General features: G+C 49.0%; 14 protein-coding genes. 10 read left to right on the top strand and 4 right to left on the bottom strand.

Annotation, left to right across the window (positions count from 1 at the left end):
* Positions 1 to 14: 14 nt before the first annotated feature.
* From I2E69_RS01285 to I2E69_RS01270, 4 genes are all read right to left on the bottom strand, one after another.
* On the bottom strand, positions 15 to 224 hold the full coding sequence (locus I2E69_RS01285; protein ID WP_195458337.1) for a hypothetical protein: 210 nt from the start codon (positions 222 to 224) through the stop codon (positions 15 to 17).
* A 60-nt stretch (positions 225 to 284) separates the two neighbouring features.
* Positions 285 to 1,355, bottom strand: coding sequence for a DNA polymerase IV (gene dinB, locus I2E69_RS01280; protein WP_195458762.1), 1,071 nt, complete (start codon positions 1,353 to 1,355; stop codon positions 285 to 287).
* Between the two features lie 130 nt (positions 1,356 to 1,485).
* Positions 1,486 to 2,169, bottom strand: a complete 684-nt coding sequence (locus I2E69_RS01275; RefSeq protein WP_195458336.1) for a response regulator transcription factor — start codon at positions 2,167 to 2,169, stop codon at positions 1,486 to 1,488.
* Positions 2,156 to 3,511 (bottom strand): sensor histidine kinase, encoded by a 1,356-nt coding sequence (locus I2E69_RS01270; protein ID WP_195458335.1) that lies wholly within the window; start codon positions 3,509 to 3,511, stop codon positions 2,156 to 2,158. The genes I2E69_RS01275 and I2E69_RS01270 overlap by 14 nt, the downstream gene beginning before the upstream one ends.
* Before the next feature lie 128 nt (positions 3,512 to 3,639).
* Here I2E69_RS01270 and I2E69_RS01265 point away from each other — a divergent pair, with 128 nt between their 5' ends.
* The 10 genes from I2E69_RS01265 (at position 3,640) to I2E69_RS01220 (ending at position 12,605) form a co-directional block, all read left to right on the top strand.
* Positions 3,640 to 3,858: a hypothetical protein gene (locus I2E69_RS01265; RefSeq protein WP_195458334.1), complete on the top strand. Its 219-nt coding sequence runs from the start codon at positions 3,640 to 3,642 to the stop codon at positions 3,856 to 3,858.
* Between the two features lie 6 nt (positions 3,859 to 3,864).
* Complete coding sequence (locus I2E69_RS01260) at positions 3,865 to 4,884, top strand: BF3164 family lipoprotein (protein ID WP_195458333.1); 1,020 nt, start codon at positions 3,865 to 3,867, stop codon at positions 4,882 to 4,884.
* Between the two features lie 70 nt (positions 4,885 to 4,954).
* Complete coding sequence (locus tag I2E69_RS01255; RefSeq protein ID WP_195458332.1) at positions 4,955 to 5,209, top strand: NVEALA domain-containing protein; 255 nt, start codon at positions 4,955 to 4,957, stop codon at positions 5,207 to 5,209.
* 62 nt (positions 5,210 to 5,271) lie between these two features.
* A complete protein-coding gene (locus I2E69_RS01250) occupies positions 5,272 to 6,414 on the top strand; it encodes a 6-bladed beta-propeller (protein WP_195458331.1) in 1,143 nt (380 codons plus the stop codon).
* Complete coding sequence (locus tag I2E69_RS01245; RefSeq protein ID WP_195458330.1) at positions 6,407 to 6,940, top strand: hypothetical protein; 534 nt, start codon at positions 6,407 to 6,409, stop codon at positions 6,938 to 6,940. Before I2E69_RS01250 ends, I2E69_RS01245 begins: the two co-directional genes overlap by 8 nt.
* A gap of 16 nt (positions 6,941 to 6,956) precedes the next feature.
* A complete protein-coding gene (locus I2E69_RS01240; protein ID WP_195458329.1) occupies positions 6,957 to 7,520 on the top strand; it encodes a hypothetical protein in 564 nt (187 codons plus the stop codon).
* 7 nt (positions 7,521 to 7,527) lie between these two features.
* Complete coding sequence (locus tag I2E69_RS01235) at positions 7,528 to 7,995, top strand: DUF1573 domain-containing protein (protein WP_195458328.1); 468 nt, start codon at positions 7,528 to 7,530, stop codon at positions 7,993 to 7,995.
* A gap of 50 nt (positions 7,996 to 8,045) precedes the next feature.
* Positions 8,046 to 9,956, top strand: a complete 1,911-nt coding sequence (locus tag I2E69_RS01230) for a transglutaminase domain-containing protein (RefSeq protein WP_195458327.1) — start codon at positions 8,046 to 8,048, stop codon at positions 9,954 to 9,956.
* A 13-nt stretch (positions 9,957 to 9,969) separates the two neighbouring features.
* Positions 9,970 to 11,520, top strand: coding sequence for a TolC family protein (locus tag I2E69_RS01225; RefSeq protein WP_195458326.1), 1,551 nt, complete (start codon positions 9,970 to 9,972; stop codon positions 11,518 to 11,520).
* 8 nt (positions 11,521 to 11,528) lie between these two features.
* Positions 11,529 to 12,605, top strand: a complete 1,077-nt coding sequence (locus I2E69_RS01220; RefSeq protein WP_195458325.1) for an efflux RND transporter periplasmic adaptor subunit — start codon at positions 11,529 to 11,531, stop codon at positions 12,603 to 12,605.
* The last annotated feature ends 1 nt before the right edge of the window (position 12,606 follow it).

Here is a 12,606-nt window from a genome sequence, read left to right as displayed (position 1 = left end):
TTTGCAATAAGCTGTTATCCCCGGCTTTTCATGCTGTCGATGGAGGGGTTGACCGTTACTACGTCCTCCTCCAACTGCCGTTCGGTCGGAGTGCCGTCGTCGGTTGCGGGCGCAATCGGGCCGCCGTCGGCGAGTATGTCATCGGGGGTGATTTGCGTTACGGTGGTTTCCTGCGGCAGGTCGGCCGCACGTCGTTTTGCTTTTTGGTCGTCGGTACGTTTCATCGTTTCGTTTTGGCCGAAGCGGTGCAAAGGTCGTACCGTTTCCGGTGATGACAGGGGTTGTTACGGTTCCGGATTATCGAAGTCGAAACGGAGTTGCACGCACTCTGCGCAGGCTTCCGGTGAATTGCCGACGGTAAGGCCTATCAGCCGGATTTTGCGCCCGTGAAAATCCACCGCCGCCAGCAGTTCTTCCGATACCTGCCGGAGCGTTTCGGAAGAATCGACCGGTGCGAAAAGGGTTTTCGAGCGGGTTATCTGCCTGAAATTGTCGAACTTGATTTTCAGGACCACGGTCTTACCCTTGAATTCATGCCGCATCAGGCGGTTCCAGACCTCCTCGCGTACGGCCGACAGATCGAGGCGCAACTGTTCCCGGTCGTCCGTGTCCTCCTCGAAGGTCGTTTCTGCGCCGAGCGATTTGCGGATGCGGTTCGGCGTAACTTCCCGTTCGTCGATACCCCGGGCATAGCCGTAATAGCTGTGTCCGGCTTTTCCGAAATGCTGCACGAGTGCCGCCTCGTTCCAGAGACGCAGGTCGGCTCCGGTACGGATACCGAGGCGGTGCATCTTTTCGGCCGTTACCTCGCCGATGCCGAAGAAGCGCTCGATGGGCAGCCCGGCTACGAATTCCTCGATCCGGTCCGGCGGAATCGTAAACAATCCGTCGGGTTTCCGGTAGTCGGAGGCGATCTTTGCCAGCATCTTGTTGACCGAGATTCCGGCCGAAGCCGTCAATCCGGTTTCAGCGAAGATGCGCGTTTTGATCTCGCGGGCGACCAGCGTTGCCGAGCGGGCATGGGTTACGTCCAGGAACGCTTCGTCGAGCGAAAGGGGTTCTACGAGTTCGGTATATTCACGGAAGATGGCGCGAATCTGCTGCGAAACGGCTTTGTAGACATCGAACCGTGCCGGGACGAAGATCAGTTCCGGGCATAGCCGCCTGGCCAATGCGGAAGAGAGGGCCGAGTGTACTCCATAGGGACGGGCTTCGTAGCTTGCCGTGGCGACGACTCCGCGCGGCCCGTCGTGTCCGACCGCAATCGGACGGCCCCGGTATCGGGGGCAGTCGCGCTGTTCTACGGATGCGTAGAAAGCATCCATGTCGATATGGATAATCTTGCGTTGGGACATCGGGGCGTACGTCTGATAACGCAAAAATAGCGTAAATTATTTCGTTTCCGCCGTCCGGATTTCCTTTCCGGCGAACCGGGCTTTGCGGGAGGTCGCCGCGTCGTTTCGCATTCAGGACGGCAGGTCCTGTTTATTTGTCGATTTCCAGCATGACGCCGGTATTCCGGAACGACTTCAACGTTATCCGTTTGTCGGCGGATAATATACGCCGCAAAGTACCTATCGACTGATTGAGGTAAATATCGGCGTTGATCTTGTTGTCGCCCCATATCTTCGCCGTCAGAAAGTCCCGTTCGCAGATGTGGTTTTTCTGTTGCAGGAGCAGTTGCAGCAGCCGGATGCTTCGATTGTTGAGGGGATACTCGTTGCCCTGGATGACAACCGCCAGTTTTCTGTTGTCGATGTGGCAGGTGTCCGTAATGGGAACTATGTTGTTGTATCCGGTACGGGCCAGGATCGCCTTGATGCGCACCTCTATTTCCTCCAGGTCCGTGTCCTTGCGAATATAATCGTAAGCCCCTGACTCAAGCCCCTTGATTGCATTCTTGGTGTCGGATAACGATGTCAGGAAAATGACCGGGATATTTTCGTCGATCTCCTGTATTTGTTTGCATACTTCGAATCCCATCATATCGGGAAGCATGATGTCCAGCAGGACGATGTCCGGAGCCGTTTCTTTGAATGCTTTGATCGCTTCGGCTCCGTTCGGGGCATGTACTATTTCGTATCCCTGCTGTTCGAACCATCGGATGTTGAGTTCTGCAAAATCGACATCGTCCTCGACGTATAAAATGGTACATTTATTCGCTGTCATACGGAATACATATTATAAATTCGCTGCCTTGTTTATAGATGCTTGAAAAAGCGATCGTTCCGCCATGCGCTTCGGCGACCATTTTGACATAGCCGAGCCCCAGGCCGAATCCCGAGACATTGACCGATTTTTTGAGTGGAACCCGGAAATACCGGTCGAAAATCATCAACTGGAATTCCAGCGGGATGCCTATTCCCCAGTCCTGAACCAGGATGCAGACACTCCTTTTTTCTTTATAGCAATGGATCAGAACCCGTTTTTCGTCGGGCGAATACTTAATGGCGTTGTCGACCAGGTTCAGCAAAGCGTTGCCGTAGTGTAAGGGATCGGCTTTGAACGTTGAGATGTCCGGTGCGATTTCCAATCTTATATCGGCATCGGGATAGGATTCCCGGATGTTTTCCAGAACGGATCGGATGTCGATCTTCTGGGTTTGGATTTTCAGGCTGTTCGAGGTTGTCGAAAGCAGCTTTTCGATCAGCAGGTTGATATGGCCGATCTTTTTCGATGCCGTTTGCAGGTTCTTGTCATCGTTGGTCCGGGAGGAAAGATTCAGAACCCGTTTCAGGTAACCGATCGGATTCCTTATTTCGTGAATCATATGCCGGACGAAGTTCTCGCGAAAATCCGACAGCTTTTGTTGGTAAACGATGATCCGGATAATGCCGAACAGAATCACTGCCACCAACAGCGTGATGGCAAACGACGACAGAAGGATAAAACGAATCTGGGCGAACATTCCCGAATAGGAGCCGTCGAATTTCACAACGACGCCGTCCGTTTGAGTTATCCCCAGGTGCAGAGTGTCGCAGACAACCGTAAAAACGCCATCGTCCAACTCGTCGTTCGTACTTTTTTCAACCCGTCCGGTCTGGGTATTTACTTTTTCAATAATATAAGGAATTTGGATGTCGTTTGCCCGAAATATGCTGTCCAACTGTTGATTGAATTGGTTCATATCTAATCCGCATACATGATAAAGCATATGTGATCCCATTCCATATTTAGCCAAGTCTGTTTTTGAACATTTTCTGCCGAATAGATTATAGAGGCCGGTTTCTGAATTATAGACTTTTATTGTGACTGTACTATCCTCATAATTAAAACCGCCTATGTATGGTTTTATATTTTTACCATATTGATTTTGTATTACATGCCACCAGGTATGTGAATTCTTTAAAATGACAGCGTGTACGGCTTCTTCAGTTAATGGGGCGGCTCTTTGGATAAGTTTTTTCTGTTCCAGTTTGTACGATGTCGATACCCATAATGCCTGTAATGCCAGAATAGCAATTACTCCTATAAGGGCTATCAGAATCGCTATTTTTACTCGTTTGTTCATTTTGCATGGGGAAAACGTTTTCAAAAGTAGTAAAAAAACGACTGAAAAAAATATTTATAACTTATAAATAACATAACTCTCGTTCGGGTCAAGTACCTTTGAATCCGTCAAACAAAGCGTGTGTTACTATGAAGAAAATTAAAATTTTGTTTTGCGGTCTGTTGGTTGGATTATCTGTATTGAGCTATTTAATCGCAACTCACAAAAATATTACAACGGAATTATTACTCTTAAATGTGGAGGCATTAAGCCTTAATGAAGAATTAGGTGATGGCTGCGTCGTTATAAATGGGACTTGTTTTGATGATTACGGGAATTATGTATACGGAATGAGATATGCCGACTAAATTTGTATGAGACTCTTTCTATTCATAGCGCTTTTGCTTTTTGTTGCCTGTAAGGGTGGTTCTACGGGTGAAAATCCATTGGCAAATCTGGATAAAGCCCCCGAAGCTGCTATGGAGGAGTTTCTATGTCTTGATTCGATTGAAGCGTTCGGTGTAACCGATTTTGCCGTGGTTGATAGTGTACTGTGGCTTTTGTCCCAGCGTCCTGGCAGCGAAGACCTGCTGGTCCGTTACGGATTGAACGACGATTCCTACACCAGTATTATAAAGCGCGGCCGGGGCCCCGGGGAAATGATTACGACTACAAATCTGGATAATAACGGACATATCGTAGTTGCGGATTGTAACACGAATATGATGGTATCGGTGGTTCAGGATGTCGTTTCGCAGCAGCAACTCCCTTCCGGAAGATTGGTTACCTGCATTACCGACGGGGATCGGGTTATCTCTACCGGAATTTATCCCGAAGGACGCTATCGGCTTGTAAACCTGAAATCCGGACAGGTCGGTTTTTTCGGGGAGTATCCGCAGGGGGACCGCAAGATCGAGAGCGAATTGCTGCCGACGGCATACATAAACAGCAGTTTAGCGATGAAGCCGGATTGTTCCCGTTTTGTCTGCGTAAACAGCAATTGCGGGATTATCGAGATTAATGCGATAGAGGGGGATTCGATCGCCGCCATTGCCCGAATCGCATATCATTATCCGGATATCGCACCGACGACTGCCGGGAAAATGCATGTCGCGGCAATCCGGAAATCGAATGTCAACGGGTTCTTTGGCGTGACGTGCAGCGATGAATATATATATACGATTTACTCGGGAAAAACATATAACGAGGCGGGGTTAGGGTTGGAAAGTTGTGACTATCTGGTCACTTTCGATTGGTCGGGCAACTATATCGAAGCTTTCCACGTTTCGCAGGCCCTTAGTGCGATTCGGTTCGACAACAGTCAAGGTCTGTTGTATGGATTGGCGCATACCCCGTCTCGTTCTTTAATTTACAGGTTGGATTTGAACCGGTGACTACGGTTTGGGATAGAGAAGCCATAACGCATGGCCTTATTTATTAGTTAACCTTTTAAAATTTACAAAAATGAAGAAAAAAATTCTTCTCGCGGGGGCTGTCGCATTGATGGCCGCCGCCGCTGTAACCGGGTTCTCGGTCTACAACAAAACGAATGTATCTGATTTGCTGAATGCAAATGTCGAGGCTCTAGCGAGTGGAGAATCTTCGACTTTATGGCAGGATACAGGTCGTTGTCCTGGCCTATTGGGGATTTATCTGAAATGTGTAAGGTGTTCATTGGCATATTATTGTAGTGAGGCTTATTGTATAACAGATTGTTGATTAAAAGGACAAAGGCTAATTTCTAGCCTTTGTCCTTCGTTTTTACTTTAATTATTTTAAATATGAAGCATTTTTTCATATTATTTCTTATGGTGCTTTGCAGCGCATGTACTTCTAATCGATTATCAGTTGACGAGGCTGATTATGTGGTTTCGTATAATTTCTCGAATTCTCAACAGCTAGAAAACAAAAAGGAGTTAATTGAGTCGATAACTATTGTTCCTTTGCAAACAATTTCGGAGTCATTGTTGGGATCCGAATTGCAGGTGGTAGCGATTGGCGATAATTTTTTAATAGTGGATCTTTCAAAGAATCAGATAACTCGGTTTTCATCTGATGGTCAATTCCTTAATCATATTGGACGGCACGGTAGAGGTGGTAATGAATATGTTACAATAGATAATGTATTTGTAGATGAAGAACGGCAGATTCACGTTTATTCAAGTCCCAATAGTTGCGAATATATTTATAATTTGGCTGGTGTTTTTATTGAAAAAATGGTTGTCAAAGCAAAGGCTCGACAAATATATCGTAACGGAAAAACTTTGTGGGCTTATAGTGGATTCTCAAATGGAGCCTATCCAGAACGTTTACTTCGAATTCAAAATGATGAAATCGTTGAAAAATATCTCTTTTCTGAGGCTAGAATATTTTCGTTTGGAGATATCTCTCCCGTGTTTATATCGGCAGGAAAACAATTATTCTTGCGAGAACAATTAACAAATTGCATTTATCAAATCGAAGATAATCTGATACATACTGTATATAAATTTGATTTTGGTAAATATGCTATTCCTCGGGATTTTTTTGAACAGAATGACCCTATGAAAGCTGCTCATATTTTATTAGACAGGTCGTTTGCTTCTATTTCATATGCCGCCCAAAATAAAGATTATTGGTTAGTTGAGGCCGATTTGCAAGACCCTCAGCGTAATGTTATATTTGCATATGGTATTGGTGAAAAGAAAACTGGAAAATGGCATTGGGCTGCTTACGAATCTAATGACGATTTATCGTCTCCATTAGCGAAACATTCTGCATTACAATCGTTTGTGTCTAATACTTTATTGGGAATTGTAGATGCTGCAAGATTAATTGATAGTAATTGGAAACAAAATACATTATTAGCTAATCCAGATGTTATAGATATGTTACAAGAAACTGATAATCCAGTAATTATTTGTTTGAAATTGAAAAATGTATAGATACTTATTGTTATTATTGTTGTTTCTATCAGAAGGATGCAATTCTTTTTCTCAGAAGATAAGAACGCCAATTCCAAAGTATGTATACAATCAATATGGGATTTTGGAAGGATATCAATTTGATTCCCAGCGTCCCAAAGTTGTTACTTATATGTATGGTATTGGTCTTACTCGTGTATATTTTTCTTCAACAATTTTAATTAATGGGGAAAACGAAAAGTTCATGCAAGCAAATCCGGAATTTGAATACCTTTTTTATATATGTGGAATTCACCCAAATGACGAAAACGATTTATTAGCATTACTAAAAAAATGCACAATTGACTATCCTGTGTTTTTTGATTATGGGAATGAATTTTTAGAAGCTAACAAAGGCTTGTCTCTTTTTGGTACATTATCAGGTTGGATATTAGGAGCCGATAATACAATATATGGAGGAGCTCCTATGGGACAACGTTTAACTATGTTTCCATCTCAATTTATTCTTGCTAAGAAAAACATTCAAACAGATCATAATGGTTTATAATAAAATAGGATGCTTTATGCGTTTGATTATAATACTCATTTGGATATTTTTTGTTGGCTGTTCACAGCGACAAGTCCGTAAGGAACTTGAACTATTAAATATGACAGCAATATATATCCCATCTAATATGGAAATTGTCCAGAATGGGCAATTGTCTGATTCTTTGCCTAAAAAGATCGTTAATGATATCAAGTTAGTAATATATAATACTTCTGATGGTTGTACCCCATGTCGAGTTAGTCATTTATATGATTTCGAGAAACTATTCAAAATAGATTCACAAAAGCGATTTGCACCTATTATTATATTTGCTCCGGAAAGTGATAAATATCACGAAGTTATAACACTATTAGAGCAACAATCATTTGAATTTCCAGTATATATTGATAAATTGAATGAGTTGCGAAAAAAAAATACTCAAATCCCATCAGATACTCGGTTTCACACATTCCTTTTGGACAAAAAAAATAAAGTTGTTTTAGTCGGTAACCCTATATATAGCGACGCGATGTGGTCCTTGTTTAAATCGACTTTAGACAACATGCTGGCTCACGACGGCGTCTATGTTCCCGAAAAATAATTGCAAAATGAAACATTTCTGCACTTTTGCACCTTTGCTTTTCATCGTCTCCTGCGGAACCGCCCCGAAGCCTTCCGATACGTTGGCGGCAGCCAATATGGCTGCATTGGAGCAGACTGTGGATATGGAGAATAACACGGTCGAAACGGACGATGTGCTGAAATTCGGTCAGTCGGTCGTCGACTTGGGCGAGATTCCTGTCAGCGAAAGCCGCGAGTTGTCGCTGGAGGCCGTAAACCGGTCGGACAAGCCGCTAGTGCTGCTCGACGCCTATACGTCGTGCCATTGCACTAAGGTCGTGTGGGATAAAAAGCCCGTTCCGCCCGGCGGAAAAACCGTATTCAAAATCCAGTTTTCCGCCGAGCAGCCGGGAACGTTCTTCAAAAAAATCGCCGTGCGTCACAGCGCCAATCCCAATCCCGTAACTTTTGCCATCCAGGGTGTTGTCGCGAACAGCCCCCGAACCGAAAATTAGAAACCCTTAACCCATCCCGGACGATGCGCCGTCTTTTGCCTTGTTTCTGTTTGATCCTACTTTTTGTCGCCTGCGACACCGAGCGGCGGGAGTTGAGGCAGGCGCTCCGGGCTGCCGGGGATAACCGACCGGAACTGGAGGCAGTGCTGGACCATTATCGAAGTGACGCGGATTCCCTGAAACTGCGTGCGGCGAAATACCTGATCCGGTACATGCCGCTGCACAGGTCCTACGACGCAGCGATCGAAGCGATGTACGACCGCATCGATTCGATGATTCCCTGCTATGGAGATCCCGATTCGTTAACAGCAGCTATTGCCGACGAATATTTACGGGTCAAATCGCAGATCGGAACTCATTTCGATATACAAACTGTTTCCTCGGATTATTTGATCCGTAATATTGAGCAGGCGTTTGATTTATGGAGGAATAAACCTTGGGCCGGATTGCTTGATTTCGACGAATTTTGTGAATACCTGCTTCCCTATAAATGCGCCGATATGCAGCCTTTGACCGATTGGCGGACGGAACTGGCCGGCCTGTATAACGGGGAACTGGGGAAACATCCGAGCGAGTTGTGGCGCGACAATCCGCGGATTGCGGCGAAAGATGTCAACAAGGTGCTGTATAAACTCAAACGCTCGTATACCGCCGATCCCAATCCCTGCCCGGTCTTCCGGGCGACGACGATAACCAACCTGCCCAAAGGAACCTGTACCGAAACCAGCATTGCAACGGCGCAGATCATGCGCAGCAAAGGCATTCCGGTCGGGGTCGATTTCATCCCCAACTGGGCTACACGGCCGCGCAGTCATTGCTGGATGACGGTTATCAACCACCGACATCAGGATGAGGTTTTTACCGGTTACGACACGAAAGGCGAGTCGTATTTTGCAGACCGGCCTTTGCCCAAGGTTTTCCGAATGACGTATCGTTCGAATCCCGAGGTAGAACGGATCCTGGCACAGGACGGATGGATGCCACCTTCGTTGCCCTGCCTTTTTTCCCGCGATATTACCGAGAAGTATACGAAAGCCGATACGGTCGAGTGTGCGATTTACGACTTGCCGGAACTGGGGCGGACCGTTTACCTGGCTGTTTTCAATAATCAGGACTGGATTCCGGTCTGCTGGGGAAAATACCGCCGCGGCAAGGCCCGGTTCGAGAAAATCGGGCGGAATATTTTTTATATGCCGGTAGTATATGACAAGCAGCGGGTGATGCATCCTGCGGGCGATCCCTTTTTCCTGAAGTCCGATGGGACGATGCAGTTCTTCCGTCCGGATACGCTTCATCGCCAGACGATTCGCGTCACCCGGAAATACGGCATGTATGAAACGATCAACAACGCGAATTTGTCGGGCAGTTTGATGGGCGGCATCGTCGAAGCGGCCGATAATCCGCAATTCCGCAATGCCCGGACCGTGTTCGAATTACCGGTGGATACCCTGGTCCTCGCCGGGACCGAACCGGTCGAACTCGGGGATGCGTTCCGTTACTGGAGGATTCGGTCGACGACGACGTGGTGGTGCGACATCGCCGAATTGCTGTTCTTCGACGGCGACCGCAAACTCAGTCCCGAGCGTATTTTCGCGGATGTGACAGACGAAAAAAGCAAAGCGCGTATTCTGATGATCGACGATGGCGACCTGCTTACCTTCGCCCCGATGCGGGAACCGAATATCCGCATCGGATTCGATTTCGGGCGTCCGGCCGATGTTTCGAAAATCCTCTGGTTCCGGCGGAGCGACGGGAACAATGTCTATCCCGGCTATGAATATACGCTCTATGCCTGGAACAGGGAAAAATGGGAGACCGTCGGCGGTCGACGGGCCGGGAACCAGACATGGCTGGAATTTGACGATATTCCGAACGATGCGCTGCTGTTGCTCGTCTGCGATACGAAAGGAATCGAAAACCGTCCGTTTACCCACCATAACGGAACTATAATGTGGTTGTAAAATAAAGAAAGACATGGGATTCAGAATACTGCAACTATTTTTGGCCGCTGTGGCCGGACCGCTCTGCTTTTTGCCCGCGATGGCACAGTCTCAACCTTCGCCACGGCCGGATGCCGGGGTAGCGCGTCCTTCGCAGCCGGAGGCGATCCACGTCCGGCTGACGCTCGACGAAGCGATCTATGCCGCCCAGAACCAGTCCATTGCGGCGATGGTCGCCAAATATACTTTTCTTTCGTCTTATTGGTCGTTCCGGTCGTTTCAGGCCAGCCGGCTTCCGTCGCTGAACCTGTCGGGCGAAGTGCTGAGTTTCGACCGTTCGCTGCGCCTGTTGCAGGATTACGATACGGGCGAATTGCGTTATCTGGACAACTACAACCTGCAAAATACGCTGGGAATCTCCATCCGTCAGAACATCGCACTGACGGGCGGAACCCTGCAACTCTATTCGTCGCTGAACCGGCTGGACCAGTTTGCCCCCAAAGAAACCAAGTCCTACTATTCCCAACCGATCACGCTTTCCTATACGCAGCCGCTTTTTGCCTACAACAAATTCAAATGGAACAAGAAGATCGCCCCGAAGGAGTACGAACTGGCGAAGCGTACTTACATCGAGTCGATGGAAGATGTCACGACCCAGGCCGTGAACTATTATTTCAACCTGCTGCTCACCAAAACCAAGCACGCCATTGCCGTTAAGAACTACGCCAATACCACGGCGCTGCACGTAATCGCCGAACAGCGGCTCCGGTTGGGCAGCATTACGCAGGACGAGCTGCTGCAACTCCAGTTGCGCATGCTCAACGACAGCCTGTCGATCAACGACACGGCGCTGGCAGTCCGCGAGCAGCAGATGAAACTCAACTCTTACCTGCGTTATAACGAGAATGTCGATGTCGATCCTGTGCTCGACGACCGGATTCCGGCTATCGAGATCGATTACGTCCTCGTCCTGAACAAGGCGCTCGAAAATTCGTCGTTCGATATCAGCAATGAGATCAAGTCGCTCAATGCCGAGGCCGGTGTGGCCCAGGCCAAGGCCGAACGGGGTGCGTCGGCGACGATAAACGCCCGCTTCGGTCTGTCGCAGACCGGGGAGACGTTCCGGACGGCCTATTCGAACCTGCTGGACCAGGAGGTCGTCGGGCTGCAATTCTCGATCCCGATTTTCGACTGGGGCATGGGCAAAGGACGCGTCCGTATGGCCAAAGCCAAGGCCGAGATGGTCCGCAACCAGATCGAGCAGAACGAAATCGACTTCCGGCATACGGTTTATACGCTGATCGAGCAATTCCACAACCAGCGCAACCAGTGCGCCGTGGCCGCCCGGGCCCGGGAGGTTGCCGAACGCCGCTATACGATCGCGATGGAGAATTTCCGCCGGGGAACGGTTTCCGTGACGGAGATGAATACGGCCCAGACCGAGAAGGACCAGGCCAATCAGACTTATGTTTCGGCGCTGGCCGATTTCTGGAGTTACTACTATTCGCTGCGACGCAAGACACTCTACGACTTCCTGTCGCATACCGACATCAACGCTGAATTCGACAAACTCATCAAAGAATAACCCCTGCCATGAAACAATACACGCTGTGGATGCTTTGTGCCGCGCTTCTCGGGAGCTGCGGCAAGACGAAAAAAGAGAAAACGGATGCTTCGGCCGACCGGATGCAGCACCGGATCGAATACAACCAGGTGACGGTCGACACGTTGCAGCGGCGCGATTTCCAGCGCGAGTTGATCAGCAACGGCCGCCTGATCGCCTCGCGGCGCAGTACGCTGTCGTTTCCGGTTTCGGGAGTTATCGCCGTTATCGATGCGAAAAACGGCGCCCGGGTGGGGCAGGGCAGTTTGATCGCCCGGCTCGATACGACGGAATACGCCCTTCAGTTGCACAAGGCGCAACTGGCCCTGGACAAAGCCCGGCTGGGATTTTTCGACGTGCTCGTAGGGCAGGGTTATTCGCTCGGCGACACCGTCACTCCTCCGGCCGAAGTCGTACAGTTGGCGCGTATCCGCTCGGGCTACGCCGATGCTACGGCTTCGCTCCGGAGCGCCCTCCGGAGTCTGGAGCAGTGTTCGTTGCGGGCTCCTTTTGCGGGGAAAGTAGCCGACGTGGAACAGCAGGTCTATGAAAAATCGAAAGGGGAGTTTTGCACCCTGCTCGACGACAGTCGTTTCAACGTTCGGTTTACGGTACTCGAATCCGAATACGGATTGCTGCGTCCGGGCATGGAGGTCGCCGTGAGTCCGTTCGCCGATCTGCGCAAAGAGGTTCGGGGCCGCATTCTGGCCGTCAATCCCTCGATCGACGAGCACGGACAGGTGCAGGTCGACGCCGAGGTCGGCAACGACGGGACGCTGGCCGACGGTATGAACGTGCGTGTCGCCGTGCGGCAGCGCGTTCCCGGCCGGTTGGTCGTGCCGAAGAACGCGGTGGTCATCCGCGACAACCTGGAAGTCCTGTTCCGCTATAAGGACGGTAAGGCGCAGTGGACCTACGTCCACACCTCGCTGGCCAACAGCCGCGAATACGTCGTCGAGGCAAATACCGATCGCGGGGCCGAACTCAATCCGGGCGACCTGGTGATCGTTTCGGGAAACCTGAATCTGGCCGACGGTTCGGAAGTCACGCTCGGCGGCAATCGCTAAA

This window comes from Alistipes sp. D31t1_170403_E11 (genome assembly GCF_015553985.1).
GTDB classification, from domain to species: domain Bacteria; phylum Bacteroidota; class Bacteroidia; order Bacteroidales; family Rikenellaceae; genus Alistipes; species Alistipes montrealensis.
The sequence above is the reverse complement of the archived record's forward strand: the minus strand, read 5'-3'. Positions and strand labels throughout refer to the sequence as shown.

Coding starts and splice junctions, on each gene's coding strand:
- I2E69_RS01240 (WP_195458329.1), top strand. CDS start 6,957: ATGCGTTTGATTATAATACTCATTTGGATATTTTTTGTTGGCTGTTCA.
- I2E69_RS01245 (WP_195458330.1), top strand. CDS start 6,407: ATGTATAGATACTTATTGTTATTATTGTTGTTTCTATCAGAAGGATGC.
- I2E69_RS01220 (WP_195458325.1), top strand. CDS start 11,529: ATGAAACAATACACGCTGTGGATGCTTTGTGCCGCGCTTCTCGGGAGC.
- I2E69_RS01255 (WP_195458332.1), top strand. CDS start 4,955: ATGAAGAAAAAAATTCTTCTCGCGGGGGCTGTCGCATTGATGGCCGCC.
- I2E69_RS01235 (WP_195458328.1), top strand. CDS start 7,528: ATGAAACATTTCTGCACTTTTGCACCTTTGCTTTTCATCGTCTCCTGC.
- I2E69_RS01250 (WP_195458331.1), top strand. CDS start 5,272: ATGAAGCATTTTTTCATATTATTTCTTATGGTGCTTTGCAGCGCATGT.
- I2E69_RS01260 (WP_195458333.1), top strand. CDS start 3,865: ATGAGACTCTTTCTATTCATAGCGCTTTTGCTTTTTGTTGCCTGTAAG.
- I2E69_RS01225 (WP_195458326.1), top strand. CDS start 9,970: ATGGGATTCAGAATACTGCAACTATTTTTGGCCGCTGTGGCCGGACCG.
- dinB (WP_195458762.1), bottom strand. CDS start 1,355: ATGTCCCAACGCAAGATTATCCATATCGACATGGATGCTTTCTACGCA.
- I2E69_RS01270 (WP_195458335.1), bottom strand. CDS start 3,511: ATGAACAAACGAGTAAAAATAGCGATTCTGATAGCCCTTATAGGAGTA.
- I2E69_RS01275 (WP_195458336.1), bottom strand. CDS start 2,169: ATGACAGCGAATAAATGTACCATTTTATACGTCGAGGACGATGTCGAT.
- I2E69_RS01285 (WP_195458337.1), bottom strand. CDS start 224: ATGAAACGTACCGACGACCAAAAAGCAAAACGACGTGCGGCCGACCTG.
- I2E69_RS01265 (WP_195458334.1), top strand. CDS start 3,640: ATGAAGAAAATTAAAATTTTGTTTTGCGGTCTGTTGGTTGGATTATCT.